This is a genomic window from Amycolatopsis alba DSM 44262 (assembly GCF_000384215.1).
Taxonomy (GTDB): Bacteria; Actinomycetota; Actinomycetes; order Mycobacteriales; family Pseudonocardiaceae; genus Amycolatopsis; species Amycolatopsis alba.
The window spans coordinates 1392567-1418065 of the sequence record NZ_KB913032.1 but is presented as its reverse complement, the minus strand read 5'-3'; the positions used below and the strand labels follow the sequence as shown (position 1 = coordinate 1418065).

26 protein-coding genes are annotated in these 25499 nt (G+C 68.9%); 11 read left to right on the top strand and 15 right to left on the bottom strand.

The genetic code is table 11. The features are described 5' to 3' along the window. Nucleotides 1-40 precede the first annotated feature (40 nt). The 6 genes from AMYAL_RS0106500 to AMYAL_RS0106475 form a co-directional block, all read right to left on the bottom strand. Nucleotides 41-901 (bottom strand): DUF8017 domain-containing protein, encoded by an 861-nt coding sequence (locus AMYAL_RS0106500; RefSeq protein ID WP_020630500.1) that lies wholly within the window; start codon nt 899-901, stop codon nt 41-43. Beyond that, a complete protein-coding gene (locus tag AMYAL_RS0106495; RefSeq protein WP_020630499.1) occupies nt 898-1818 on the bottom strand; it encodes a DUF8017 domain-containing protein in 921 nt (306 codons plus the stop codon). The genes AMYAL_RS0106500 and AMYAL_RS0106495 overlap by 4 nt, the downstream gene beginning before the upstream one ends. Nucleotides 1819-1827: 9 nt before the next feature. After that, on the bottom strand, nt 1828-2514 hold the full coding sequence (locus AMYAL_RS0106490; protein ID WP_020630498.1) for an HAD hydrolase-like protein: 687 nt from the start codon (nt 2512-2514) through the stop codon (nt 1828-1830). Nucleotides 2515-2674: 160 nt separating this feature from the next. Further along, the gene (locus AMYAL_RS0106485; protein ID WP_020630497.1) at nt 2675-3085 is read right to left on the bottom strand and encodes a secondary thiamine-phosphate synthase enzyme YjbQ; all 411 of its coding nucleotides are present in this window, start codon (nt 3083-3085) and stop codon (nt 2675-2677) included. A gap of 5 nt (nt 3086-3090) precedes the next feature. Continuing rightward, a complete protein-coding gene (locus AMYAL_RS0106480; RefSeq protein ID WP_020630496.1) occupies nt 3091-3900 on the bottom strand; it encodes a DUF3626 domain-containing protein in 810 nt (269 codons plus the stop codon). 10 nt (nt 3901-3910) lie between these two features. Continuing rightward, nucleotides 3911-4474: a helix-turn-helix domain-containing protein gene (locus AMYAL_RS0106475; protein WP_020630495.1), complete on the bottom strand. Its 564-nt coding sequence runs from the start codon at nt 4472-4474 to the stop codon at nt 3911-3913. A gap of 31 nt (nt 4475-4505) precedes the next feature. On the opposite strand from AMYAL_RS0106475, the gene AMYAL_RS0106470 reads away from it, so the two are divergent. Then, nucleotides 4506-5036: a GNAT family N-acetyltransferase gene (locus AMYAL_RS0106470; protein WP_020630494.1), complete on the top strand. Its 531-nt coding sequence runs from the start codon at nt 4506-4508 to the stop codon at nt 5034-5036. Nucleotides 5037-5232: 196 nt separating this feature from the next. Here AMYAL_RS0106470 and AMYAL_RS0106460 read toward each other — a convergent pair whose 3' ends face one another. The 5 genes from AMYAL_RS0106460 to AMYAL_RS0106440 are packed head-to-tail and all read right to left on the bottom strand — an operon-like array spanning nt 5233 to nt 9630. Next, entirely contained in the window at nt 5233-5877 is a 645-nt protein-coding gene (locus AMYAL_RS0106460) for a response regulator transcription factor (RefSeq protein WP_020630492.1), read from the bottom strand. 15 nt (nt 5878-5892) lie between these two features. Further along, nucleotides 5893-7149 carry a sensor histidine kinase gene (locus AMYAL_RS0106455; protein ID WP_020630491.1) on the bottom strand — a complete coding sequence of 419 codons (1257 nt, stop codon included), beginning with the start codon at nt 7147-7149 and terminating at the stop codon, nt 5893-5895. Between the two features lie 47 nt (nt 7150-7196). After that, on the bottom strand, nt 7197-7400 hold the full coding sequence (locus tag AMYAL_RS0106450) for a hypothetical protein (protein WP_020630490.1): 204 nt from the start codon (nt 7398-7400) through the stop codon (nt 7197-7199). 10 nt (nt 7401-7410) lie between these two features. Then, nucleotides 7411-8526, bottom strand: a complete 1116-nt coding sequence (locus AMYAL_RS0106445; protein WP_020630489.1) for a fatty acid desaturase family protein — start codon at nt 8524-8526, stop codon at nt 7411-7413. Nucleotides 8527-8538: 12 nt separating this feature from the next. Next, on the bottom strand, nt 8539-9630 hold the full coding sequence (locus AMYAL_RS0106440) for a ferredoxin reductase (protein ID WP_020630488.1): 1092 nt from the start codon (nt 9628-9630) through the stop codon (nt 8539-8541). A 90-nt stretch (nt 9631-9720) separates the two neighbouring features. On the opposite strand from AMYAL_RS0106440, the gene AMYAL_RS0106435 reads away from it, so the two are divergent. The 5 genes from AMYAL_RS0106435 to AMYAL_RS0106415 all read left to right on the top strand — a co-directional run bounded on the left by AMYAL_RS0106435 (nt 9721) and on the right by AMYAL_RS0106415 (nt 14286). Further along, nucleotides 9721-10377, top strand: coding sequence for a TetR family transcriptional regulator (locus tag AMYAL_RS0106435; RefSeq protein WP_020630487.1), 657 nt, complete (start codon nt 9721-9723; stop codon nt 10375-10377). A 369-nt stretch (nt 10378-10746) separates the two neighbouring features. Beyond that, on the top strand, nt 10747-11865 hold the full coding sequence (locus tag AMYAL_RS0106430) for a Re/Si-specific NAD(P)(+) transhydrogenase subunit alpha (RefSeq protein WP_020630486.1): 1119 nt from the start codon (nt 10747-10749) through the stop codon (nt 11863-11865). Then, a complete protein-coding gene (locus AMYAL_RS0106425) occupies nt 11865-12164 on the top strand; it encodes an NAD(P) transhydrogenase subunit alpha part 2 (RefSeq protein ID WP_007032801.1) in 300 nt (99 codons plus the stop codon). The genes AMYAL_RS0106430 and AMYAL_RS0106425 overlap by 1 nt, the downstream gene beginning before the upstream one ends. After that, entirely contained in the window at nt 12161-13546 is a 1386-nt protein-coding gene (locus AMYAL_RS0106420) for an NAD(P)(+) transhydrogenase (Re/Si-specific) subunit beta (RefSeq protein ID WP_020630485.1), read from the top strand. Before AMYAL_RS0106425 ends, AMYAL_RS0106420 begins: the two co-directional genes overlap by 4 nt. Next, a complete protein-coding gene (locus AMYAL_RS0106415) occupies nt 13543-14286 on the top strand; it encodes a lipoate--protein ligase family protein (RefSeq protein ID WP_020630484.1) in 744 nt (247 codons plus the stop codon). The genes AMYAL_RS0106420 and AMYAL_RS0106415 overlap by 4 nt, the downstream gene beginning before the upstream one ends. A gap of 55 nt (nt 14287-14341) precedes the next feature. On the opposite strand, the gene AMYAL_RS0106410 is transcribed toward AMYAL_RS0106415, so the two are convergent. Further along, on the bottom strand, nt 14342-15046 hold the full coding sequence (locus tag AMYAL_RS0106410; RefSeq protein ID WP_084702096.1) for an Lsr2 dimerization domain-containing protein: 705 nt from the start codon (nt 15044-15046) through the stop codon (nt 14342-14344). 157 nt (nt 15047-15203) lie between these two features. Here AMYAL_RS0106410 and AMYAL_RS0106405 point away from each other — a divergent pair, with 157 nt between their 5' ends. Then, nucleotides 15204-16577, top strand: coding sequence for a dihydrolipoyl dehydrogenase family protein (locus AMYAL_RS0106405; RefSeq protein WP_020630482.1), 1374 nt, complete (start codon nt 15204-15206; stop codon nt 16575-16577). On the opposite strand, the gene AMYAL_RS0106400 is transcribed toward AMYAL_RS0106405, so the two are convergent. Next, on the bottom strand, nt 16574-18064 hold the full coding sequence (locus AMYAL_RS0106400; protein WP_026466796.1) for a hypothetical protein: 1491 nt from the start codon (nt 18062-18064) through the stop codon (nt 16574-16576). The two genes, AMYAL_RS0106405 and AMYAL_RS0106400, sit on opposite strands and share 4 nt — an antisense overlap. Nucleotides 18065-18258: 194 nt before the next feature. Here AMYAL_RS0106400 and AMYAL_RS0106395 point away from each other — a divergent pair, with 194 nt between their 5' ends. From AMYAL_RS0106395 to AMYAL_RS0106380, 4 genes are all read left to right on the top strand, one after another. Further along, nucleotides 18259-19731, top strand: a complete 1473-nt coding sequence (locus tag AMYAL_RS0106395) for a S8 family serine peptidase (protein ID WP_020630480.1) — start codon at nt 18259-18261, stop codon at nt 19729-19731. A gap of 425 nt (nt 19732-20156) precedes the next feature. Further along, nucleotides 20157-20660 (top strand): DUF3145 domain-containing protein, encoded by a 504-nt coding sequence (locus AMYAL_RS0106390; RefSeq protein WP_005154552.1) that lies wholly within the window; start codon nt 20157-20159, stop codon nt 20658-20660. A gap of 42 nt (nt 20661-20702) precedes the next feature. Beyond that, nucleotides 20703-21296 (top strand): hypothetical protein, encoded by a 594-nt coding sequence (locus tag AMYAL_RS0106385; protein WP_020630479.1) that lies wholly within the window; start codon nt 20703-20705, stop codon nt 21294-21296. Nucleotides 21297-21362: 66 nt separating this feature from the next. Next, complete coding sequence (locus AMYAL_RS0106380) at nt 21363-23723, top strand: cation-translocating P-type ATPase (protein WP_026466795.1); 2361 nt, start codon at nt 21363-21365, stop codon at nt 23721-23723. A 204-nt stretch (nt 23724-23927) separates the two neighbouring features. On the opposite strand, the gene AMYAL_RS0106375 is transcribed toward AMYAL_RS0106380, so the two are convergent. Together AMYAL_RS0106375 and AMYAL_RS0106370 are read right to left on the bottom strand one after the other, a co-directional pair. Beyond that, a complete protein-coding gene (locus AMYAL_RS0106375; protein ID WP_020630477.1) occupies nt 23928-25178 on the bottom strand; it encodes a beta-ketoacyl-[acyl-carrier-protein] synthase family protein in 1251 nt (416 codons plus the stop codon). Nucleotides 25179-25218: 40 nt separating this feature from the next. Next, nucleotides 25219-25464, bottom strand: coding sequence for an acyl carrier protein (locus tag AMYAL_RS0106370; protein ID WP_004559006.1), 246 nt, complete (start codon nt 25462-25464; stop codon nt 25219-25221). Between the last annotated feature and the right edge of the window lie 35 nt (nt 25465-25499).

Sequence of the window (25499 nt, the reverse complement as noted above, 5' to 3'; positions counted from 1 at the left end):
ACACATCCGGCACGGGACCCATATTTCCCTTAGGGGAGTGCTACTCGCGACGGATGCTCTCACCCATCTTGAGGACGATGTCCCTGGCTACCGCGTCGGGGATCTCCTGGTCCGCCTGCACCAGAAGGACGTGGTACCGGCCGGATCCGGGCACCGCCCGCAACGGGAGGGCGATCGCGGTGATCGCGACCGAGGGGGCCGGGCACGGCGCGTCCGGGGCGGGGACGACGGTGGTGGTCACGGCGGTGGCGGTCGTGCCGCCCTCGAGGACCCGCACCGGTCCGGCCTTGCCGATTTCGGTCTTCGGCGACTGTCCGCCGAGTGCGCCATACGCGGCCTCGGCCCAGCGCAGGGTCGTTTCCTCCGCAGCCTGGGCGACGCCGCCGACCTCGCCCTCGTCGATGGTGGTGAACCCCGCCGTCGCCCGCGCCGAGAGATCGGAGCCGGGGCAGAAGTCGCGGTGGTACCGGGCGACCCCCTGGAGGGTGACGAGGTCCCCGGCCGGCGTCTCGTACCCGATGGCGACGTCGGGATCTTCGATCTTCCAGTCCGGCGGGACGTCGAAAACGAGCGGGTGATCGTCGGACTGCACGGGTTGCCAGCCCTCGATCACGGGCTCGATCCGGCTGGGCGGCGTCGGGTCGGGCAGGACGAGGTCCTGCGCGGACGGCGGTGGCGCGGTCTTGGCCTGGTAGGTGGCCGTGGTGCCGACCGCGAGGACGAGGATCAGCCCGAAGATGCCCAGCGCCGGCCCGAGGCGGAAGCGACGGCGCGGCGGGACGGCGTCCCGGACGACCGGGAGCGGGCTCGTCTGTTCGGATTCGGGTTCGAGCGGCTGCCCGGTGAGCGGATCGACGAACCACGTTCGCGGTTCGTCGGAGTGCCCACCGGGGCCGGTCATTGCTGTGGCCTCAAGCTCGCGAGGATCTTTTGGGCGTCCGCCTCGGCCAGCGCGTCGGGGGTTCCCTGGTCGATGGCCATCACGAAGCAGATGGTCTGGTCGCCGGATTTGAACGCGGCCGAGGTGATCTTCACGCTCGGTGCCCGGCAGTCCTCGGTCTCGGCCGGGGTGAACGTCCCGGTGGAGCTGACCGCCTGGATCGCCCCGCTCGCGATCGGGACCTGCTTGATGTCGGGCAGCGGGACGTCGGCCTTGCCGGTGGCGGACTGGATCCAGAGCCGGACCGCGCCCCTGGCGGCGTTTTCGACCGGGATCTGGTCCGCGGTGGCGAAGCCGACGACACCGCGGTTCGAGCCTCGGGCATCCGGGCAGGCACCGAGTTTGTACGTCGACGCCTCGTGGATGACCATCTTGAACTCGCCCTCGTTGTAGCCGACGATCTGGCCCGGTTTGGTCTCCCAGCCGGAGGCCGGAAGGTCGTAGGCCACCTTGTCCTTGGCTGACAGGATCCCCTGCCAGCCGGGCGTCGTCGAGGGCACTTTGTTGTCTTTCTGGGCACCGCTGCTCGTGGGCGGCGGTTTCGACGCCGAAGGCGCCGAAGACGACGGCGCGGGCGAAGGCGGCGGGGCGGCCTGTGGCTGCGGGTCTTCGCCATCACGCAGGACGAAGAAGAGCGTCGCGCCGACGGCGATGACCAGGACGAGCGCGCCGAGGCCGATCCAGAGGCCCTTCTTGCTCTTCTTCGGCGGCTCCGGCGCGAATCCCTGGTACGTCTGCTGCGGGAACTGCTGGTAACCCTGGTACGGCTCCTGGGGGTACTGGCCGTACTGCGGCGGATAACCCTGTTGCGGGGGTTGCTGCTGGTAGGGCTGCTGCGGTTGCTGCTCCGGCCAGCCGTTGCCGCCTGGGTATGCCATGGAGGGAGTTTAGTCGGCGCCCCCGAGCACGGCCGCATGTACCGCTGCCAGGTCGGACAGGTCGTCGAGCACGGTGTGCGCGCCCGTGTCGGCCAGTTCCTCCGCGCTGAACTGCCCGGTCGCCACGGCCACCGCGACGGCGCCGTTGTCGAGCGCCGCCCGCACGTCGTCCGGGGTGTCGCCGATGACGACGACCGACGTGGGCGCGAAGTCGGTGCCGTGCTTCGCTGAAGCGTGGCCGACGGCGGCGGGCACCAGATCCGGCCGGTGCGCCGAGAGCGAGCCGTAGCCGCCGATCTCGAAGTCCACGTGTTCGTGCAGGTCGAACGCGGTCAGCTTGTGCACGGAGATCTCCGGCAGGTTCCCGGTGACCAGTGTCTGGACGACGCCGCCATGCGCGGCGAAGGCGTTCAGCGCGTCTTTGGCGCCAGGGAGCGCCCGGCCGTTCGAGGACAGCGTCGGGGCATGGTCCTCCGAGACCGCGATCAGCGCGAGCCAGAGTTTGCGCACGTTGTCGTCGGTCGGCTCGACGCCGTGCGAGGCCAGGATGTCCGCGCTGATGGCGCGTTCGGTGCGGCCGCCGAACTTCGGCAGCTCCCGCAGTTCGACGCCCGCGACCTCGGCGAGCGCGGTCGCGTACCAGGCGGCGCCGATGCCGCGCAGGTCCACGAGGGTCTGGTCGATGTCCCACAGCACTAGCCGATGCGGAGTAGTCACGCTGCCGACGTTACCGAGGACCGAATTCAACGTCTGTTGACTTACTGGGAGGGTACCTGCCGCGGAGTTCCGGAGTTGGCCGCGCCCGTCGTCACGGGTCAGGTGCCGGAACTGCTGAACCCCGCCGGGGCCCGGCCGGTCAGCCCTCCAGCAGGCTGAAGCGGACACGCCGGACCGGGTTGTCCAGGTTGGTGTCCACGAGGCAGACCGACTGCCAGGTGCCCAGCGTCATCACCCCGCCGAGCACCGGGATCGTCGCGTACGGCGGCAGCAGCGCGGGCAGGACGTGGTCACGGCCGTGACCGGGGCTGCCGTGCTGGTGCCGCCAGCGGCCGTCGCGGGGGAGCAGCTCGTCGAGCGCGGTGAGCAGGTCTTCGTCACTGCCCGCGCCGGTTTCGAGGATCGCCAGCCCGGACGTCGCGTGCGGGACGAAGACGTGCAGGATCCCGTCCTCGGCGTCCGCGTCGCGCAGGAAGGTCTCGGCGTCCTTGGTCAGGTCGTGCACCACGGCCACGCTGCCGGTGCGCACCTCGATCTCCGTGGAGTACATGCTCGTCACGGTAATGCCCCGAAGCGCGCGACGTGGTGCCAGACGCGTTTGAGGGCTTGCGGATCGAGGTGGCCCGCTTCGCCGAGGACGCGCGGGTCGAGGTGACCGTCTTCGGCCAGCGCCAGGCCGAGTTCGACGAATTCGGGACCGCGGTACGCGGGGTGCCGTTCGAGTTCCTCGGTCGACAGGCGGAAACCCGGATGCCATTCGACCGGGCAGTCCAGCCGGAGCGCGGCCTTTTCGACGTCGGTTCCGCGGTGACTCGGGTCGAGAACGACGGCTTCGACGTCTCTCGCGAGGTCGACAGGGCCGTGGACGTGCGCCTCGACGTAGTCGTCGAGAAGGTCCATGTCATCGCGGCCCGCCAGTGCGATCAGTGCGGAAACCCTGGTGCCGTAACCGAAATCCGTCGGATTCAGCACACTGTCCGGATAGCAGAACGTCGTCCGCGCGACGGTGTGCGCGGCCATCCGAAAATGGGCCGAGCCGAATCTCGGCGCGCCGCCGGTGGGACGGCGGCGGAAGTTCAAGGCGCCGTACTTCGGCCGTTCGGCGGGCGGGGCGTCGTCGTAGACACCGCCGAACATCCGGCTCTCCCAGTGCCACCGGGCGCCGCCGGGGTGCGCGGTCAGCCCGCCGTTGCTCGTGCCGGTTTCGAACTGGCCGCGATAGAAGCCGTCCTCGGCCATCGCCGTCAGGACGGATCGTCCGTCCACTGTGGACCTGTCGGGGTGGAAGTGCAGTGTCACCGGCAGCCCGGCCTCGTGCCCGCCGCGTGCTTGCGCGGCGACGTGTGCGAGGGCGGAGGAATACATGACCCGAGTATCAGACGTGCCGCCGGGCGAGGGCGACCAAATATCGGACCGGCTCGCCGGTCGGGTTGACGTAGGCGCACTGCTGCGGAGTGCCGAGTTGCAGGCAGTCGCCCGCATCGAGTTCGTGGTCGACGTCGCCCTCGCGGAAGCGCAGATGCCCTTCGAGCACCCAGATCTGGTGGTGGGTCAGCGCGTAGGTGTGGGCGGGGAAGGCGACCTCGGCGCCCGCGGGCAGCACGACCTCGACCAGTTCCAGCGGCCCGCCGAGCGACGGCGACACCGCACGGCGCACGTACCCGGTGTCGGGATCGGTCCAAGTCGGCTGATCGGCCGCGCGCACTAGCCGCCGGTCGCCGCGTTCGGCGCGCGCGATCAGCTCGGACAACGTCATCCCGAGCGCGGCGGACAGCCTGCTGAGCAGGACCGCCGTCGGCTGAGCCTCGCCGCGTTCGATCTTGCCGATCATCGCCCTGGAGACGCCAGAGGACTCGGCGAGGGCGTTGGCCGAGAGGTTCTGGTCGACTCTCGCGGACTGGAGCGTCGCGGCGAGCGACACGGACAAGGGATCCGACATGCTGCTCACTATAGTGGCAGTCTCGGTTACTATGGTCGCCATGGTGATCAGGAAAGCGACGGAAGCCGACGCGACGGCGTGCGCGGAGATCTACGCGCCGTACGTCACCGACACGGTGATCTCGTTCGAAACCGAGGCCCCGAAGCCGGACGAGATGGCCGAACGCATCGCCAAGGCGCAGCGATCGCACGCTTGGCTCGTGCTCGAAGACGCCGAAGGCCGCGTCGCTGGCTACGCCTACGGAGGACCTTTCAGCGGCCGTCCGTCCTATCGCTGGTCCTGCGAGGTCAGCGTCTATCTGGAGCTCGGCCGCCGGAGGACCGGCGGCGGCCGCGCGCTCTACCAGGCGCTGCTGGACGAACTCGCGTCGCGCGGTTTCCGGAACTTCTGCGCGGGGATGGTGCTGCCGAACGACGCGAGCGCCGGGTTGCATCGCGCGATGGGATTCGAGCCCGTGGGGACTTACCGGCGGATCGGGTACAAGCACGGGGCTTGGCGGGACGTCGCTTGGGTGCAGCTGTGCCTGCCGGAGCTCACCGGGGTGCCCGCCGAACCCCGCTGAGGCGTGCGATCGCCCGCGTTCGCAAGTCCGTGAAGGCCTCCTTGAGGGACTCTGAGTCCCTCAAGGAGGCCTTCACGGACTTCGAGTGGTGGAGGAGTGACCGGGCTCGGCGGGTGGCGGACTGACGTTGCGAAAGCCACTTTCGCAACGTTGAAGGTTGCGAAAGTGGCTTTCGCAACACCCACCCCGGCCCGCCCTAGGACTCCAGGTACCGCAGCACGGCCAGAACCCGCCGGTTGTCCCCTTCGGACTGGGGCAGCGCCAGCTTCCCGAAGATGCTCGAAACGTACTTCTCCACCGAGCCCGCCGAAAGGAACAGCGCCGCCGCGATGGCCGAGTTCGACCGTCCCTCGGCCATCAGGCCCAGCACCTCCCGCTCCCGCGGCGTGAGTCCCGCGAGCGCGTCTGTCTTCCGGGTGGCGGTGAAGAGCTGGCTGACCACTTCCGGGTCGAGCACGGTCTCGCCGTCGGCGACCCGGCGAAGCGCGTCGAGGAAGTCCGACACCTCGGCGACGCGGTCCTTGAGCAGATAGCCGACGCCGCCCGCGCGGTCGGCCAGCAGTTCCGTCGCGTATTGCGTCTCGACGTACTGCGAGAACAGCAGGATCGCGCAGCCCGGCAGTTCCGCGCGCAGTGCGATCGACGCCCGCAGTCCTTCGTCGGTGTGCGTCGGCGGCATCCGGATATCCACAATGGACACGTCCGGCCGGTGTTCGCGAACCGCCGCGCACAGGCTTTCGCCGTCGGCGACGGCCGCGACGACCTCGTGCCCCCGAAGGTTCAGCAATTCGACGAGCCCCGCCCGGAGGATGGCCGAATCCTCCGCGATCACGACGCGCACGCCGCCCCCTATGTCCTATGTCCGTACTGGTATTTCCGCGCTGATCACCGTAGGCCCTCCCAGAGGACTGTCGATGTCGAGCCTGCCGTCCACCGTCGCGAGCCGCTCGGCGATCCCGGCGAGCCCGCCGCCGCGTTCCGGCCGGGCCCCGCCTTCGCCGCCGTCGCGCACCACGAGCCGCAAGGCGTCACCGACGATACCCACGTCGACCTCGATCGCGGCGGAAGTGTGTTTCGCGGCATTGGTCAGCAGCTCCGCGACGGTGAAGTAGGCGATGGTCTCGATCGACGGCGACGGCCTGCTCGGCAGCCCGACGGTGATCCGCGCGTCGATGCCGGAACCCGCGGCCAAAGTGGACAGTGCGACGTCGAGACCGGCGTCGAGCGCGGCGGGGTGGATGCCGCGGGCGAGGTCGCGCAGTTCGACCAGCGCCTGCTTAGCGTTGGCGTGCGCGGCGGTGACCAGGGTGGTGACCTGGTCGATGTCTCCGCCGCCGGACAGTTCGTCCTTCGCGATACCGAGCTTCATCGCCAGCGCGACCAGCTGCGCCTGCGCGCCGTCGTGCAGGTCGCGTTCGATCCGGCGCAGCCGCCGCGTCGCGTCGTCGACGGCGGTCGCGCGGCTACGTTCGAGGTCGCGCACGCGTTGGGAGAGATCCTCGCTGCCGAGGATCCCGCGCACCAGCAGGCGGTCGAACTCGGTCAGGCCGTGCACCACCCACGGCATCGCCAGCAGCACGGCCAGCCCGGTGAGGGCGAGAGGAAGGGTGAGGGGCCAGGCGCCGACGTGGAGGTCGAACGTCGGCATGGCCTCCCCGTTCAGGGTGAACCAGAAGAACGGGTACGTCAGCGCGCTCACGGCGTACATGAACAGGGTCGTGACCAGGAAGAACTCGATGAACGACAGCGGCAGCCGGATCAGCAGCCAGGCGATCGACCGCCACCCGATCGGATCCCCGATCTTGCTCTTGATCCCGTTCCACAACCCCGGCCGCAGCTCGGGCCGGGCGGGCGGGGTGACCGTCGTCCCGAGCAGGACGCGCGCCAGGCCGATGTGCGCGGCCCCGATCAGCCGCGCGCCCGCCACGACACCGATGAGCACCGGCAGCCCGACGGTGAGCACGCTCAGGGCTGTCCCGAACAGAAGCCCGAAGACGACGAGAATGGTGAGCACCAGCGTCAGCGGCGCGCCGATGAGCACCCACGTCAGCTCGCCCCAGTACGCGCGGTTCAGCTGTGCGCCGAGGACGCGCGAAGCGAGGCGGGTGATCACGGTTTCAGCTTGCCGTGGCCACCCGCCTCGCGCCCATCCAGGTTTCCCTAGTCTTCGCCGCGGGTTTCGTCCGCTTGCGCGCGCTGCGACGCCTCGCGCATCTCGATGACGTCCGTCAGCCAGTCGCCGGTCTCGCGGGCGATGTCCCGGATCGCGCCGGTGATGATCGTCGCGATGTTGCCGATGTGGGTGGCCGCGGACTCGGTGACCTCTTGGACCACGTCCTTGGTGCTTTCGAACTGACCGACCATGTCAGACACCTTAAGCCGCTCGGAGGGTCTTGTCGCTCTCCACGGTAGCGGGAGTGCGGGGTTCACCGTTCCAGGGCAGTGCCAGCTTCACGATCTTCTTGGCCACCGAGAACAGCTGCTTGTGCAGGGGACCGGTGTTGTACGGCAGGCCGTACTTCTCGCAGATCGCCCGCACCTCGCCCGCGATCTCCGGGTAGCGGCGCGCCGGGATGTCGGGGAACAGGTGGTGCTCGATCTGGTGCGAGAGGTTCCCGGTCATGAGGTGGAAGAGCTTGCCGCCGGTGATGTTCGCCGAGCCGAGGATCTGCCTCAGGTACCACTGGCCCCGCGACTCGTTCTCGGTCTCCTCCTCGGTGAAGCTCTCGACGTCGGCAGGGAAGTGCCCGCAGAAGATGATCGAGAACGCCCACAGGTTGCGGGTCAGGTTCGCGGTGGCGTTGCCGAGGAAGGTCAGCGGCGCGAGCGGACCGGTCAGCAGCGGGAAGAGCACGTAGTCCTTGCCGACCTGGCGGCCCGCCTTCTTGAGCATCTTCAGGCCGACCTCCTTGTTGTCCGACCACTTGCGCTCGCCCTTGACGACGCGGTCGAACTCGAGGTCGTGCAGCATGACGCCCCACTGGAAGAACAGCGCGAGCAGCGTCGCGTACACCGGGTTGCCCAGGTAGTACGGATTCCACTTCTGCGCCGGGTCAATCCGCAGGACGCCGTAACCGATGTCGCGGTCCTTGTCGAGGATGTTCGTGTACGTGTGGTGGATGTAGTTGTGGGAGTGGCGCCAGTTCTCCGACGGCGCGACGGTGTCCCATTCGAATTTCTGCGAGCTCAGCGCCGGGTCACGCGTCCAGTCGTACTGGCCGTGCATGACGTTGTGCCCGATCTCCATGTTGTCGAGGATCTTCGCCACCGAAAGCGCGGCGACGCCGGCGACCCAGGCGGGCGGGAAGAATCCGGCGAACAGCAGTCCGCGGCCTGCGACCTCAAGGGCACGCTGTGTCTTGATGACGTTGTGGATGTAGTCGACGTCGACCTGCCCGAGGTCGGCGACGATCCGCTGCCGGATCTCGTCCAGTTCACGGCCGAAGTCCTCGACCTGTTGCGGGGTCAGTTTGTCCTGCAAGCCCGTCATGACCGGTCCTTTCTAAGCGTTGATCTCGACGTCCCCGACCGGGACGGAGATACAGAGCTGGATCTCTTCGTTCTCTTCGCTGGAGGTCTCACCGGTCTTGGCGTTGCGCACGCAGCCGGAGGTCTTGATCTGGGTGCAGGAGAAGCAGATGCCCATCCGGCAGCCGTGTTCCGGGCTCAGCCCGGCGTCTTCGGCCTGCTCCAGCAGTGGTTTCCCGGAGTTCTCGAACTCGCGGCCGCTGCGCGCGAAGCGGACCTGCCCTTCGGCGTTCTCGGTGTCGAAGGTTAGGGCCGGCGGTGTGAACTCCTCGGTGTGCAGGTGTGCGCCGAGTCCGTCGGCGTCGAACGCCTCGCGGACGGAATCCATCAGCGGCTTCGGGCCGCACAGGAATGTCTCGGCGTCGGGGTACCACGGCGCGGCCTCCGCGAGATGCTCCTTCGAGAAGAACCCGTGCAGGTCACCGCCGCTCTTCGCGTGGGTGAACGCGTGTACCACCCGCAGGCCGGGCAGGCGGCGGGCGAGGTCGGCGAGCTCGGCGCGGTAGAGCGCGTCTTCGGCGCCGTTGGAGTAGTGCAGGAAGGCGACGTCGCCCTCGAATTTCTCGTCCGCCAGCGTGCGCAGCATCGACAGGACGGGGGTGATCCCGCTCCCGCCGCTCACCAGCAGGATCCGCCGGGGCCTCGGCGACGGCAAGGTGAACTCACCGTCCGCAGTGGACAGTCCGAGGACGGAACCCGTGGTGATCGTGCGGTTCAGATGGCGCGAGACGAGCCCCTGGGGGTCGGCCTTGATGGTCAGTTCCAGCGCGCCTTCGTGCTCCGAACCGGCAGGCGAGTAGCAGCGGGTCCGGCGGACGCCGTCGATCTCGACGGTCACCCGCACGTACTGGCCCGCGACGTGGCCCCGCCAGGCGCGGCTCGGCTTGACGGTCAGCGTGACCGTGTCGGGTGTCTGCCGCCGGACGCCGGTGACCAGGCCGCGGATCTCGCGGCGGACCAGCATCGGATCGACGAGTTCGAGGTAGCGGTCCATTCCGTGGGGCGTGAGCAGGGCCTCGGCCAGCGAGGCCAGCCGCCTGGCCCTGCGCGGTACCAGTGCCGTCATCACTTTCTCCCAATTTCAGTGAACGCTTGTACACTGAACAGTGAAGTGGTGATGGTCGCGCTTGTCAACGCGAGAGGAGGGCGATGTGACGTGGGTGATACCGCGGCGGCGATTACGCTGTCGGGCGTGACAACTGAGCCCGTATCCAGGCAGGAGCGCAAACAGCGCACGCGGCAGGCGCTGCTGGACGCGGCGCTGGACCTGGTGGCGGAACGCGGGTTCTCCGGGCTGAGCCTGCGCGAGGTGGCGAAACAGGCCGGGATCGTCCCGACGGCGTTCTATCGTCATTTCGCATCGATGGACGAACTGGGCGTCGCGCTCGTGGAAGAGTCGATGCGCACTTTGCGCACGATGATCCGTTCCGCGCGTACCAGGCCCGCGGCGTACAACCAGATGATCCGGACTTCCGTGCGCATCCTGCGCGAGCACGTGCGGGCGCACGAGGACCACTTCCGCTTCCTGACCAGGGAGCGCTACGGCGGCACCGGCCCGGTCCGGCAGGCGATCGCCTTCGAACTCAAGCTCTTCGTCAGCGAACTCGCCGTCGATCTCGCGCGGTTCGACTTCCTCCGCGAATGGAGCACCGAGGATCTCCATCTGCTCGCGGACCTGATCGTGACGACCATGCTCACGACGGTGCTGGAGTTGCTGGAAACACCTTCGCGTGACGACGAGATCGTCCGCACGGCCGAACGGCGGCTGCGGTTGATCTTTCTGGGCGTGCCGGACTGGCGCAGCGTTCCGTGACGGGCGAAACCGTTGCTCCATAAGGAGGGCTGAAAGCGTCCTTCGCCGCATGTCACGCGGTGAAGGACGCTTTCGTCACGTCAGACGCGGGGAAAGTCACGCCGAGGTCCTTGGTCGACACCCAGAGGCGAGCATGTCGCGAAAGCCACTTTCGGGACACCAGACGTCCCGAAAGTGGCTTTCGCGACATGCTCGCCGGCCGCTCCGCACCCCCTTATGACGTCGCCCACCTGGATCGATGGCTGGATCGATCGTGATGAGCGATGTCACGGAAAGATGCCGTCCGGATACGTTCAGCCAGGAAAGTTGTCGGTCGGACGTGGTAAACAGTGCGGGTTCGTGTGGTCCTCTCCAGCGAGGAGGTCGCCTGTGGCGGCAGAAAACGAGCAGCTCACGGTCGGTGTTGTCCGGGAAACCGGACAAGGCGAACGCCGCATCGCGCTGGTACCGAAACTCATCGAGCGCGTCCGCGGACGCGGACTGCGGGTGGTGGTCGAGCCCGGCGCGGGCGCCGGCGCGCTGCTCGCCGACGAGACCTTCGAGCAAGCGGGCGCGGTGCTCGGCGATCCGTGGGATGCCGACATCGTGGTGAAGGTGGCGCCTCCGAGCGCGGCCGAGGTCGCGAAGCTCAAACAGGGCACCATTCTCATCGGCTTCCTGAATCCACGGGGTGACCCCGAGGGGATCGCGGCCCTCGAATCGGCGGGCGTCCGCGCCTTCGCCGTCGAGGCGATCCCGCGGATCTCCCGCGCGCAGGCGATGGACGCGTTGTCGTCACAGAGCAGCGTCGCGGGTTATCGCGCGGTACTGCTGGCCGCGGAGAAACTCACCCGCTTCTTCCCGATGCTCACCACCGCCGCCGGAACAGTGCCACCGGCGAAGGTGCTCGTGCTCGGCGCGGGTGTCGCCGGCCTGCAGGCGTTGGCGACGGCGAAACGGCTCGGCGCGCAGACCACCGGGTACGACGTCCGGCCCGAGGTCGGCGAGCAGGTCAAATCGCTCGGCGCGAAATTCCTCGAACTCGGCATCGAGGCGGTCGGCGAGGGCGGGTACGCCCGAGAGCTGACAGCGGAGGAAAAAGCGGAGCAGCAACGCAGGCTCACCGAGGCGATCACGAGGTTCGACGTCGTGATCACCACCGCGCTCGTCCCCGGCCGCAAGGCGCCGACCCTCGTCACCGCCGACGCGGTGAAGGGGATGCCCGCCGGTGGTGTCGTGGTCGACCTCGCCGGTGAGTCCGGCGGCAACTGCGAACTCACGAAACCGGGCGAGGAGGTCGTCGAGTACGACGTCACCATCTGCTCGCCGCTCAACCTCGCCGCGGAGATGCCCGCGCATTCCAGCGAGCTGTACGCGCGCAACGTCACCGAATTGCTGGAGCTGCTCGTCGACAAGGAAGGCAAGCTCGCGCTCGACTTCTCCGACGAGATCGTCGCCGGGGCCTGCGTGGCCGGCGCCGACGTTTCCGAAAAGCAAGGAGGCGAGTGATGCTCGTAGGCAGCCTGGCGATCCTCGTACTCGCCGGATTCGTGGGATTCACCGTCATCTCCAAGGTGCCCAACACCCTGCACACCCCGCTCATGTCGGGTACCAACGCCATCCACGGCATCGTCCTGCTCGGCGGGCTGATCGTGCTCGGCCTCGGGGTGGACGGCGTACTGAACAAGATCCTGCTGGTGATCGCGATCGCCTTCGGCACGATCAACGTGGTCGGCGGCTTCCTCGTCACCGACAGGATGCTTTCGATGTTCAAGGCGAAGAAGCCGGAAGACGGTGGTGACAAGTGACGACCTTCATCGCCGTCCTCTACATCATTTCCTTCGCACTGTTCATCTACGGCCTGATGGGCCTGACCGGTCCGCGCACCGCGGTCCGCGGCAACTGGATCGCCGCGGTCGGCATGGGCATCGCGGTGATCGCGACGCTGCTGACACCGGGTATGGGCAACGGGCTGCTGATCGCCCTCGGCGTCGGTATCGGTGTCGCCGTCGGCGTGCCGTCCGCGCGCAAGGTGAAGATGACCGCGATGCCGCAGATGGTGGCGCTGTTCAACGGCGTCGGTGGCGGGGCGGTGGCCTTGATCGCCTGGGTCGAGTTCCGCACCACCGAGGGCTACGCGCACGAGCCGGCGTACGTCGCGATCGCGTCACTGTTCGCCGCGATCGTCGGTTCGGTGTCCTTCTGGGGCTCGAACATCGCGTTCGGGAAACTGCAGGAACTCATCTCCGGCCGCCCGATCACCCTCGGCAAACTGCAGCAGCCGGTGAACGCGCTGGTGCTGATCGCCGCGATCGTCTTCGCGGTCGTCATCGCCACCGGCGGAGACGCCGAGCTGCTGATGATCGGCCTGCTGGTCGCGGCAGGCGTGCTCGGCGTGGTGGTCGTGCTGCCGATCGGCGGGGCGGACATGCCGGTCGTCATCTCGTTGCTGAACGCGCTCACCGGATTGTCGGCCGCGGCCATGGGGCTCGCGCTCGACAACACCGCGCTGATCGTGGCGGGCATGATCGTCGGCGCGTCGGGTTCGATCCTGACGAACCTGATGGCGAAGGCGATGAACCGGTCGATCCCGGCCATCGTCGCCGGCGGGTTCGGCGGCGGCACGGCGGTCGCGAGCAGCGGGTCCGGCGAGGTCCGGCCGGTCCGCAGCACCAGCGCGTCCGACACCGCGATCCAGATGGCGTACGCGAACAAGGTCGTGGTCGTCCCCGGTTACGGCATGGCCGTCGCACAGGCGCAGCACGTGGTCCGCGAGATGGCGAAGCTGCTGGAGGCCAAGGGGATCACGGTCGCGTACGCGATCCACCCGGTCGCAGGCCGGATGCCGGGACATATGAACGTGCTCCTCGCCGAGGCGGACGTCCCGTACGAGCAGCTCAAGGAAATGGACGAGATCAACTCCGAGTTCGCCCAGACCGACGTCGCGCTGGTGATCGGCGCGAACGACGTCACGAACCCGGCCGCGGAGACCGATCCGGGCTCGCCCATCTACGGGATGCCGATCCTCAAGGTGAACCACAGCCGGTCGGTGATCGTGCTCAAACGCTCGATGAGCTCGGGCTTCGCCGGCATCGACAACGAGCTCTTCTACGATGCGAAGACAAGCATGCTCTTCGGCGACGCCAAATCGTCGGTGGGCGAGATCGTGGAGGAACTCAAAGCACTGTGACAGGCCCCTCGGAAGTCGTCGCCGCGTTCGACGACCCGGCCGACAACCTCGCGTTCGACGAAGCCCTCCTGCGTGCCGCACCGGAGGCGCCGGTCCTGTGGATCTGGCGCAACACCGACAGTGTGGTCGTGGGGCGGGGGCAGAAGATCGAACGCGAGGTCAAGGCCGACGTCTGCGAGAGCGACGGCGTCCCCGTGCTGCGCCGGGCCAGTGGCGGCGGCACGGTGTTCCACGATCCCGGCAATCTCAACATCACCCTCGTCCTGCCGGGACTCGGCCTGTCCGGGGAACCTGTCAAACCGCTCGAAGCGCTCGGGGAACTGATGACCGCGACGGTGGCCGAACTCGGGCTGCCGTCGCGGCTCGGTGATCGAGGACTGTTCGTCGGTGATTCGAAGCTGTGCGGTTTCGCCGTGTTCCGGACGAGAACGGGCTTGCTCGCGCATTCCACCCTGCTCGTTTCGACCGCGGCTGAACGCGTCGGCCGGTATCTCACTTCGGCGCCTGCCGATCCCCGTCCGCTCGACTCCCACCGGAGCCAGGTCGCGTCGCTCGCCGAGCATGGCCTGCGCAAAGGTGTTGCCGAAGTCACGGCCGCGGTCCGTGTGGCGGCGGCCGGGCAACTGGGTGAACTCACCACCCGGAAGCCCTCGGCGGCGGAGCGGGAGTGGCATCGCTCGCTCCAGCACACGAGGTACCACTACCCGGAATGGCATTCCGGGGGTGCCCAGCGCAAATGACCGAAAACGAAAAAGGCCCTTTCGCGAAGATCGCGAAAGGGCCTTTTTCGGTGAATTACTTTTCGGTGGCCGAGAAAGTGACAGCGGGCACCTTGCGGGAGCCACGCGTGGTCTTCTTCGGCTCAGCCGCCTTCTTCACCGGCGCCTTGGCGGCGGCCTTCGGCGCTGCCTTGGTGGCGGTGGTCTTCGCGGCCGCGGCCTTCGGAGCGGCCTTCGCGGACGTCGTCTTGGCGGCGGTCTTCGGTGCCGCCTTCGCCGGGGTCTTCGCCGCGGCGGCGGCCTTGGAACGGCCGGCCGGAGCCTTGGCCGTGGTCGTCTTCGCCGCCGCGCCGCGGGTCGACTTCGCCTTGGCCGCGGTGGCTTTCGCCGTGGTCTTGGCGGGAGCCTTGGCTTCGGCCTTGGGGGCGGCGGCCGTCTTGGCGGCGGCGGGCTTGCGGCCGGCGACACCCTTCGCGGCGGGCTTGCGGCCCGGCTTCGCGGCCGTCTTCGCCTCGGCCTTCGCGGCGGTGGCCGCGGTCTTCGGGGTCGACTTCGACACCCGCGCGCCCTTGGGCCGCTGCACGACCCGCGGCCGCAGTTTCCGTCCACCGATCCGGCGGCCGTTCTCCACATAGGCACTCAGGATCTCCCGGAGTGCGGTGGCGTTGTCGGCCGAAAGGTCGATGTCGTAAGCGATTCCGTCCAAACCGAAAGCGACCGTTTCTTCGGCCGCCTCGCCGGTCAGATCGTCCAGCAAATGCACAGCAGTGTTCCTGGCCATGAAAAAACCTCCCGCGCTCGATCGTTCTACTGCGTAACCGGCACGGTGAACCCTGAACCCGCGGCTGATGACTCACGCAGCGACACGAGGATAGCGGCAGGTTGCGCGAAGCTGCGCGGTGGTGTGCGCTGAATGCATGTCAGCACAGACTTTTGACGTGATCGTGATCGGAGGCGGCCCGGTCGGCGAGGTCGCCGCCGAACGGGCAGCGCGTGGCGGACTGCGGGTCGCCCTCGTCGAACACGAGCGCTTCGGCGGCGAATGTTCTTACTGGGCCTGCATTCCGAGCAAGGCGCTGCTGCGGCCGGGGAACCTCCTCGCCGCCGCCAAGCGGGTCCCCGGTGTCCCGGTGGGCGACGCGGTGGACCCGGCCAAGGTGTTCGCGCGCCGGGACTGGTTCACCGGCAAGGGAGACGACACCGGACAGGTCAAGTGGGCCGAAGGCGTCGGGATCGCCCCGATCCGCGGCCACGGCCGGATCACCGGTGAGCGGGAGGTCACGGTCGACGGCGGTGACGTGCTGACCGCGCGGCACGCCGTGATCGTCGCCACCGGCAGCGTCCCGCGGACACCGTCGATCCCCGGACTGGACACCATTTCCCCGTGGGGCTCGCGGGAGGCGACTTCGGCGGAAGCGGTCCCGCGCCGGCTCGGCGTACTCGGCGGCGGTGTCGTCGGCGTCGAAATGGCACAGGCCTTCGCGACACTCGGCGCCGAAGTCCACTTGATCATCTCGGGGGCGCGTCCCTTGCCGAGGCTGCCGGACTTCGCGGGCGACGCCGTCGTCGCGGGACTCCGCGAAGCCGGAGTGATCGTGCACACGGGCTCGGGTCTCGACTCCGTGTCCGCTGTGGACGGTGGTAAGGAATTGGCCCTGAAGGGTGGCGACCGGTTGATCGTCGACGAGCTGCTCGTCGCCACCGGTCGCGGCCCGGCGACCGGCGGGCTCGGCGTGGAGACGCTCGGGCTCGAAGCGGGCGCGCCGCTCAAGACGGACGACAACGGCCGCGTGTCCGCTGTGGACGGTGACTGGCTGTTCGCCGTCGGGGACGTCACCGGCCGGGCGCCGCTGACCCATCAGGGCAAGTACGCCGCCAGGACCACCGGTGACGCGGTGGCGGCGCAGGCGGCGGGCAAGTCCGTCGACTCCGCCGCGTGGAGCGCGCACAGCGCCACGGCCGACCACCACGCCATCCCGCAGGTCGTCTTCACCGATCCGGAAGTCGCCTCGGTCGGGCTCGCCGGACCCGAGGAAGGCAAGCCGCACCGCGTCGTCGACATCGACATCGCTGTCGCCGGTTCGTCACTGCACGCGGACGGTTACGCGGGCAAGGCCCGGATCGTCGTCGACACCGAACGCGGTGTCCTCGTCGGCGCGACTTTCGTCGGGCAGGACGTGTCCGAACTGCTGCACTCGGCGACCATCGCGATCGTGGGGGAGGTCCCGCTGTCGCGGCTGTGGCACGCGGTCCCGTCGTTCCCCACGATCAGTGAGGTGTGGCTGCGGCTGCTGGAGGCGTACGGCCTTTAGCCGTTGACGGGGAGTTCGAGGGCGGCCTTCGCGCCACGAACCAGGCCGGGATCGTCCGGAGTGGACGGTCCCGGCACCCACACCACCTGGATCAGCCGGACCGAGTTCCCGTCCAGGTGGCTTTGGTAGGCGGCGCTCTCGAACACCGGGACCTCGCCCTGCCACTGGCTGGTCTCGGTGGCGACGTCGAGGATGCCGCCACCGCCGGGGGTGTCGGCCGCCGCTTTGAACGCGGCCGCCTGTTCGGCGTCCGCGAATTCCACGACGGCGATCGTCACCGCGGCGGCCCGGCCGTCGATGGAACTGGCGAAGCTCGCCCGTTTCACCCCTGCGCAACTGGTCCGCTGAAGGCTCGACTGGACATCGCCGTACGCGTGCGACGCGCATTTCTGATCCGAGGCCGAAGCCCGCGAAGTGAATTGGATGTTCTCCACCGCGCTGCTGCTCGGTGGCGGAGGACTGGTCGCCGGGGTCGGCGGCGGAGGAGACTGCGTGGACGCGGTGTCGTCACCGCCGGAAGCGACACTGATGGCCGCGACCAGCAGCACGATCAGCAGGCCGATGGCGGCGAGCGGAAGCCACTTCACCGTCTTGGACTGATGCGGGCCCTTGGGCGCGGGCTCGGCGGGAGCGGGAGCGGGGGCGGCCGCCGGTGGCGGGGCCTGCCGGACCGGGGGAACGGGTTTCGCGGCGACGGCCTGCCGGGCGGGCTGGACCGGCGGGGCCTGCCGGACGGGCGGGGCGGCCTGCGCGGGCTTGACCGTCGGGGCGGGAGGAACGGCCGGTTTCGCCGGTCTCTTCAGCTTCCCCGGATGCTGCACCGGAACCGTCGGGGCGATCGCGACGAGCGGGTTCTCGCGGACCACGGTGGGCTCGTCGTCGGAGTAGGCGCTGAACCCTTCCCCGAGCAACATCTCCTCGGGCATCGGCGGCGCGTCCGGGGCGAGCGCGGCGATCAGCTCCCGCGCCTGCTGGACCGAGCGGGGGCGGGCGGCGGTGGCCAGCGAGACCGTCGCGGCGAGCATCGTCGTCGCCGTCGGGTAGAGGACGCGGACCGAGCCCGCGAGGTCCGCGGCGGGCTGATCGACCGTCTCGACATAGGGGCCGACGGCGATGATCGTGCCGATCGGCCCGGCGCCGGGGGCGACGTCCGCGATCTTGTGCGTGCACGCGGCGGACAGCGAGAGCGCGTCGGTGGCCGGGTTGATCGAGGTGTCGCCGTGGACGAGTGGCCAGCCATCGGCCTTCCACGGCCCGCCGAGCGGGGCTTCGAGTTTCAGCGCCGGGTCCGGCAGGTCGACACCGATGACGATCAGGACGCCCTTCGGCATGACGACGACGGCTTCCACCGGCCGTCCCGCGACCGGGCTGGCGCCGACCAGGGCGACCCCGCCCACGACGTTGCTGCCCCGGCCGAGTGAAGCCAGCGCGGCGCGGACGTCCTCGGCCACGCGGGACGGCTGCTGAGCGAGGCGAACGAGTCGCACCGAACCCCTCCCCATCTCGTCGGTCTCGGTGCACAAAGTAGCGCCTCCAACCGGACTAACGGAGAGACACGTCGCAGGTAGGCGCGGTGATGTTGGTCCGAGAAGTTGTCATGGACGTGAGCGCCGTCACTCGAACGGGTATTACTCGTTGGTAGGTCACTGCTCCTTTGTCCCCTGTCACCAGGAGAAACGTCATGGCCGTATCTCGCCCCTGGCGTCGACGCGCCGCGCTCGTCGTCGCCCTGCTCGCCGTCCCGGCCGCGGGGATGGTCCCCGCGCAGGCCGCGGGACCGCTCGCACCCGTCGCCCCCGGACTCGCCCGGCTGCTCTCGGCCGTCACCGGCGCCACGGGGGTGACGGCGCTCGTGCACGCCGACGACGTCGCCACCGCCGAACGAGCCGCCCGCGGGGCCGGGCTCGCGAAGATCACCTCGTTCGGGAAGATCGGCGTCGTCGCCGTGCGGGGAACCGCGGACCAGGTGCGCGCAGTCCGGGGCGCGGCCGGGGTCACCTACGTCGAAGGCAACGAGAAGCTCAAGGCACACGGCAGCGCCGGCACCACGGCGACCCGCAGCCTGCAGACGCAGGCGCAGCTCAAGGACGCCGGTGGCGCCCCGGTGGACGGCAGGGGTGTCTCCGTCGCGATCATCGACACCGGCGTCGACCCGACGCATCCCGCGTTCAAAGGCGCCGACGGCAAGACACGGGTGGTGCGCAGCCTCAAGAGCCTCTGTCTCGACGGGACCGCGACGAACTGCATCGTGGACGTGCCGACCGCCGTCGACACCGACACCCTTTCCCTCGGCGGTCACGGCACGCACGTCACCGGCATCGCCGCCGGGAACCAGCTGACGCTGCCCGACGGCACCAAGGTCGGCGGCTCGGCGCCGGGCTCGAAGATCGTCTCGGTCTCGACCGGCGCGGCGCTGCTCGTGCTCGGGACGGACGCGGCGCTGAACTGGGTGCTGGAGAACCACAAGGCGCCTTGCGGCGCGGGCGTCGCGGCGTCGGTGTGCCCGCCGATCAAGGTGACCAACAACTCCTACGGTCCCAGCGGTGGCGGCGGCTTCGACCCGAACTCGGCGACGGTGAAGCTGCAACGCGCGCTCGCCGCGGAAGGCGTCGTCACGGTGTGGGCGAACGGGAACGACGGCGGCGACGGCTCGGCGAACCTCTCCAACCCGCCGGGGCAGGACCAGACGCCGGGCGTGCTCTCAGTGGCGTCGTCCAACGACCAGGGGACCGGCACCCGCGACGGCACGGTCTCCGACTTCTCCTCGCGCGGCCTCAAGACCGACCAGGCCAGCTGGCCGGACGTTTCCGCGCCGGGGGAGAACATCCTCTCGTCCTGCCGTCCCACGCAGCCGATCTGCACGCAGGGCCTCCAGTCCAAGAACGGCCCTGGGCCGCTGGATCTCGCGACCTACAACGTGATCAGCGGGACCTCGATGGCGGCGCCGCAGATCACCGGGATCGTCGCGCAGCTGTTCCAGGTCGCGCCGAACGCGAGCCCCGGTGACATCGAGGCGGCGATCAAGGGCACGGCGTACAAGTTCACGAACGGCTCGCCGTACGTGGCGGCCGGGCCGTACACGTCGAGCTTCGACAAGGGCACCGGCCTGGTGGACACCTTCGCCGCGGCGACGTCCCTCGGCGCCCAGGGCTGAGGTCGGCAAGGGTCCGGGACGGAAAGCGGGACTCGCGTGATCAGGCGGCGAACTCGCGTGATCAGACACGTGACTCGTCTGATCACGTGAGTCCCGCTTCCGATCACGTGAGTTCCGGGTCTGATCACGCGAGTGCGGTGTCTTGTCACCCAGGTCACCGCGCTCGCTCGGCAGGGCGGCACAATTGCCGTCCCTGGGGTAACCCCCGTGACGGGATCTTTTCCCCGGCCCTGCCGAAAGAAGGGGGCCAGTGCAGGAGTCCCGCGTCCCAATCAGGTGCGACTTGTGGTGTTCATGTGGCCAAACAGCACAGTTGGGGTGCACAATGTGCTCACGCGTACCGGGAGGCGGCACGAGCCACCTGACCAGCACAACTCGCGAGGTCGTAGGGGAAGACGCCCCTCGTCGAGTAGCGGAGGTCAGCAGTGAGCACCCGTGGCAACACCCGTGGCGTGGTGTACGTCCACTCGTCGCCGTCTGCGGTCTGTCCGCACGTCGAGTGGGCTATTTCGGGCACCCTCGGGGCCCGAGTCGAGTTGAAGTGGACGGCGCAGCCCGCCAGTCCAGGACAGCTCCGCGCCGAATGTGGTTGGCGTGCGCCTTCGGGCACCGGCGGAAAGCTGGCGTCCGCGCTCAAGGCGTGGCCGATGATCCGGTTCGAAGTCACCGAAGAGCCCAGTGCGGGGGTCGACGGTGAGAGGTTCTGTTTCGCTCCGGGCCTCGGCCTGTGGCACGGCAGGACCAGTGCCAACGGCGACATCGTCGTGGGCGAGGACCAGTTGCGAGCCCTCGTGAGCAAGGTCCGCGCCGGTGAATCCCTGGCGCACAAGCTCGACGAGCTCCTCGCCGCCAACTGGGACGAAGCGCTCGAACCGTACCGGCACGCCGGTGACGGCGCCCCGGTCACCTGGCTGCACCAAGTCGGGTAGACGCCGGTGAGGACGGAAGAGGCGGGCGGCTAACCTTTCAGGGTGACCGCCCAGCCTCGCCCCCTCTCTCGCCAGCGGTGGCTGATCCCCGTCCTCGTGGTCGTGATCTCCTTGACCGTCGGCGTCGGGCTGCTGGCACGTGACCTCTACCTCCGCCCGGAGGCAGCGCCCACCGAGCCGCTCGTCAGCGACTTGCCGACGTCCGTCGCGCCGGGGGAACAGCCGGGCTCGCCCGCCGTCGAGGTGACCCCCGACGTCTTCGCGCATCCGCAGTACCAGAGTGTCCGGCAGGTACTGCAGGGATATTTCGACTCCATCAACGGTCGCGACTATCCGAAGTGGACTTCGGTGGTCAGCCGCGAACGGGCGAAGACCAAGACCCCGGCGGAGTGGAAAAAGGACTATCAGTCCACTCGGGACGGCACCATCCTCGTCTACCGCATCGAGCCGGGCGCGCCGAACACGCTCCGGGTACTGGTGGCCTTCACCAGCACACAGGACGTCGAGGACGCGCCCGTGTACCTGCCGGAGGGGTGCATCCGCTGGCGGCTGGTGCTGCCGCTGCGGCTGGAGAACGGGTCTTGGCGCGTCGACACCACCGATGGCGGTACGAACCCCGAACACGAAAGATGCTGAAGTAAGGGTCGACATGGTCCCCCAGGCTGACGCGGGCGTGAGCCGGGGCCGAATAGAGTCGCGGGCATGGCAATTGACCAGCCGTCCGTGCTGACCGACGCCTCGAGGGGGCTCAGCAGCGAAGAGGTCGCCCAACGGGTGGCCGCGGGCCAGACGAACACGGTCTCGACGAAGACCAGCCGGACCACCGGCGAGATCATCCGCGCGAATGTCTTCACCCGGATCAACGCGATCTACGGCGTGCTGTTCGTCCTCATCCTGTCGACGGGGTACTTCATCGACGGGTTGTTCGGCGGACTGATCATCGTCAACAGCGCGGTCGGCATCATCCAGGAACTCCGGGCGAAGCGGACTTTGGAACGGCTCGCCATCGTCGGGCAGGCGAAGCCGACGGTCCGCCGGGACGGGCAGAGCGCCGAGATCGCCCCGGAAGACGTCGTCCTCGGGGACCTCGTCGAACTGGGACCCGGCGACAAGATCGTCGTCGACGGCCCGGCGCTGACGGCCGACGCGCTGGAGGTCGACGAGTCGCTGCTGACCGGGGAATCCGACCCGGTGGTCAAGCAGCCCGGCGACAAGGTGCTGTCCGGCAGCTTCGTCGTCGCGGGCAGCGGCACCTACCGCGCGGACGTCATCGGCGACGAGTCCTACGCGGCGAAACTGGCCGCGGAGGCCAGCAAGTTCACGCTGGTGAAGTCGGAACTGCGGCAGGGCATCGACAAGATTCTCAAGTTCATCACCTACCTGCTCGTCCCGGCGGGCGCGCTGACCATCTACAACCAGCTCGCGGGCGACCAGGCGTGGCCGGACGCGCTGCGCGGCATGGTCGCGGCGCTCGTGCCGATGGTGCCCGAAGGCCTGGTGCTGATGACCAGTGTCGCGCTGGCGGTCGGCGTCATCCGGCTCGGCAAGCGCCAGTGCCTGGTGCAGGAACTCCCGGCGATCGAGGGACTCGCCAGGGTCGACGTGGTGTGCGCGGACAAGACCGGCACGCTCACCGAGAACGCGATGCGGCTTTCCGAGGTCCGGGAGATCACGCCGGGCCATCCGGTGGACGACGTGCTGGCCGCGCTCGCCGCCGCCGATCCCCGTCCCAACGCGAGCCTGCAGGCGATCGCCGAGGCGCACGGGACCGATCCGGGCTGGCGGGTCACCACGACCATGCCGTTCTCTTCGGCGCGCAAGTGGAGCGGTGCGTCGTTCGGCGCCGACGGCGACTGGGTCCTCGGCGCGGCCGACGTCCTGCTGCCGGAGGGGGAGCACCGGGCAGAGGCCGAGAAGATCGGCTCGCGCGGTCTGCGCGTCCTGCTGCTGGGCCGTGCCGAGCGGGCCGTCGACGCGGCCGAGGGCCCCGGAAACATCGAACCGGTCGCGCTCGTGGTGCTGGAGCAGAAGGTCCGCCCCGACGCGAAGGACACTTTGGACTTCTTCGCGCATCAGAACGTCGCGGTCAAGGTCATCTCCGGAGACAACGCCATCTCGGTGGGCGCGGTCGCGGGCACCCTCGACCTGCCGGGCGCGGACAAGCCCGTCGACGCGCGGAAACTGCCGGAGGACGCCGAAAAGCTGGCCGACACCGTGGAGGAGCGCGCCGTCTTCGGCCGCGTGACGCCGCTGCAGAAACGCGCGATGGTCGGTGCGCTGCAGTCCAAGGGGCACACCGTCGCGATGACCGGCGACGGCGTGAACGACGTCCTCGCGCTGAAGGACGCGGACATCGGTGTCGCCATGGGCGCCGGCAGCCCGGCCACCCGCGCGGTCGCGCAGATCGTGCTGCTGGACGACAAGTTCGCCACCCTGCCGCACGTCGTCGCCGAGGGCCGGCGGGTGATCGGCAACATCGAGCGCGTCTCGAACCTGTTCCTCACCAAGACGGTCTACTCGGTGCTGCTGGCGCTGATGGTCGGCATCGCGCAGGTGCCGTTCCCGTTCCTGCCGCGGCACATCACGATCACCGCGTGGTTCACGATCGGCCTGCCCGCCTTCGTGCTTTCGCTGGCGCCGAACAACGAACGCGCCCGCAGCGGCTTCGTCGGCCGGGTGATGCGGATGGCCGTGCCCGCGGGCCTGGTCATCGCCGCGGCGACGTTCGTCAGTTACCTGCTGGTCTACAAGGGATCCGGACAGTCCGAACTGGACAAGATCCAGGCTGGGACCACGGCGCTGATCACGCTCATCACGATCGCCCTGTGGGTGCTCGGGATCGTCGCACGGCCGTACCGGTGGTGGAAGATCCTGCTGATCGGCGGGATGGTCGTGCTGACGCTCGCGCTGTTCCTGATCCCGTTCACGCAGAAGTTCTTCGCGCTGGACCCGAGCGTGAGCGCGTACACGCTTTCGGCGTTCGCGTGCGCCGGGGTGGGGATCGTGCTGGTGGAGGCCGCCTGGTGGATCGGGCGGCATCTGGTGAAGCGCTCCGAGGCCTGACCCGGAAGTACGTGAAGCCCCCCTTCACGTACTGGCTGTCGCGCTTTGACCTTGGGTGTCGCGAAAGCCACTCTCGGGACACCAGACGTCTCGAAAGTGGCTTTCGCGACACCTCTCGGCTCAGCGCCAGACCGCGAAAGCGATGTCCGTGAAGGCCTCCTTGCCTACCCTCAAGGTAGCGAAGGAGGCCTTCACGTACTGAAATCAGGCCGCCGGAGTGAACAGCAGAGCCGTGTTGTGCCCGCCGAAACCGAACGAGTTGCTGATCGCCGCGCCCAGTTCGACCTTGCGCGCCTCACCGGAGACGACGTCGAGCTGCACCTTCGGGTCCAGGTCCTCGAGGTTCAGCGTCGCCGGGATCAGGCCGTGGTAGATCGCCAGGATCGTGGCGATGCCCTCGACCGCGCCCGCACCGCCGACCAGGTGGCCGAGCGCGCCCTTGGGGGCGGTCACCACGGCGTGCTCGCCGACGGCGTTACGGATCGCCGCGGCCTCGCCGACGTCACCGACGACCGTCGAGGTCGCGTGCGCGTTGACGTGGCCGACGTCGGCAGGGGAGACCCCGGCCATCGTCATCGCCTGCCGCATGGCGGTGATCTGGCCGATGCCCTCCGGGTGGTTGCCCGTGATGTGATAGGCGTCCGAAGTGATCCCGTACCCGCTCAGCTGCGCGTAGATCCGCGCGTTGCGGGCCTTGGCGCGGTCCGCCCGCTCCAGGATCACGACACCGGAGCCCTCGCCGAGGACGAAACCGTCACGGTTCACGTCGAACGGCCTGGACGCCTTCGTCGGGTCGTCGTTGCGGGTGGAGACCGTCCGCGCCTGGGCGAAGCCCGCCAGGGTGATCGGGTGGATGCACGATTCGGCCCCACCGGCGACCACGACGTCGGCGCGGCCCGAGCGGATCATCTCGTAGCCGGCGGCGATGCCTTCCGCGCCCGACGCGCAGGCCGACGCGGGCGAGTGCACACCGGCACGCGCCTTCAGGTCGATCCCGACGTGCGCGGCGGGGCCGTTCGGCATCAGCATCGGCACGGTCAGCGGGGAGACCTTGCGGAGTCCCTGCTTGTGCAGAAGGTCGTTCTGGGAGATCAGGGTGACCGGACCGCCGACACCGGTACCGATGGTCACCCCGAGGCGCTCGGGTTCCACATCCTGATGCTCATCGGTCGGCTGCTCGAAACCCGCGTCCGCCCAAGCCTGGCGGGCGGCGATGATCGCCACCTGCTCACAGCGGTCCAGCCGCCGGGCCTGGACCCGAGGCAGGACTTCGGACGGGTCGACGGCGAGCATGGCGCCGATCTTCACCGGCAGCTCGAGTTCGTCGACCCAGTCGGCTTCGATGCGGCGGATCCCGCTCGCCCCGGCGAGCAGTCCGTCCCACGTGGACGCGACGTCCCCGCCGAGCGGCGTGGTCGCGCCCATCCCGGTGATCACGACGTCGATGTTGCTCATTGGAGTCTCCCCAAGGTCGGCGCCATTCAAGAAGTCGGACTTACTTGGAGTTGGCCGACACGTAGTTCACCGCGTCGCCAACGGTCTTCAGGTTCGCCAGCTCGTCGTCCGGGATCTTGACGCCGAACTTGTCCTCGGCCTGAACAGCGATCTCCACCATGGACAGCGAGTCGATGTCGAGGTCGTCCACGAAGGACTTCTCGGCGGTCACGTCGTCCTGCGCCACACCGGCGACCTCTTCGACGATCTCGGCGAGGCCGGCGAGGATCTCTGCGTTGTCTGCCACTGGTTGTTCCCTTCTCGGTGATGCTTTCGGCTGCC

Bases quoted from the DNA above. Each gene is read 5' to 3' on its own strand.
- AMYAL_RS0106500 (WP_020630500.1), bottom strand. From the start codon at position 901: ATGACCGGCCCCGGTGGGCACTCCGACGAACCGCGAACGTGGTTCGTC.
- AMYAL_RS0106495 (WP_020630499.1), bottom strand. From the start codon at position 1,818: ATGGCATACCCAGGCGGCAACGGCTGGCCGGAGCAGCAACCGCAGCAG.
- AMYAL_RS0106485 (WP_020630497.1), bottom strand. From the start codon at position 3,085: ATGTACTCCACGGAGATCGAGGTGCGCACCGGCAGCGTGGCCGTGGTG.
- AMYAL_RS0106480 (WP_020630496.1), bottom strand. From the start codon at position 3,900: ATGTATTCCTCCGCCCTCGCACACGTCGCCGCGCAAGCACGCGGCGGG.
- AMYAL_RS0106475 (WP_020630495.1), bottom strand. From the start codon at position 4,474: ATGTCGGATCCCTTGTCCGTGTCGCTCGCCGCGACGCTCCAGTCCGCG.
- AMYAL_RS0106470 (WP_020630494.1), top strand. From the start codon at position 4,506: ATGGTCGCCATGGTGATCAGGAAAGCGACGGAAGCCGACGCGACGGCG.
- AMYAL_RS0106450 (WP_020630490.1), bottom strand. From the start codon at position 7,400: ATGGTCGGTCAGTTCGAAAGCACCAAGGACGTGGTCCAAGAGGTCACC.
- AMYAL_RS0106445 (WP_020630489.1), bottom strand. From the start codon at position 8,526: ATGACGGGCTTGCAGGACAAACTGACCCCGCAACAGGTCGAGGACTTC.
- AMYAL_RS0106440 (WP_020630488.1), bottom strand. From the start codon at position 9,630: ATGACGGCACTGGTACCGCGCAGGGCCAGGCGGCTGGCCTCGCTGGCC.
- AMYAL_RS0106425 (WP_007032801.1), top strand. From the start codon at position 11,865: ATGCTCGTAGGCAGCCTGGCGATCCTCGTACTCGCCGGATTCGTGGGA.
- AMYAL_RS0106410 (WP_084702096.1), bottom strand. From the start codon at position 15,046: ATGGCCAGGAACACTGCTGTGCATTTGCTGGACGATCTGACCGGCGAG.
- AMYAL_RS0106395 (WP_020630480.1), top strand. From the start codon at position 18,259: ATGGCCGTATCTCGCCCCTGGCGTCGACGCGCCGCGCTCGTCGTCGCC.
- AMYAL_RS0106380 (WP_026466795.1), top strand. From the start codon at position 21,363: ATGGCAATTGACCAGCCGTCCGTGCTGACCGACGCCTCGAGGGGGCTC.
- AMYAL_RS0106375 (WP_020630477.1), bottom strand. From the start codon at position 25,178: ATGAGCAACATCGACGTCGTGATCACCGGGATGGGCGCGACCACGCCG.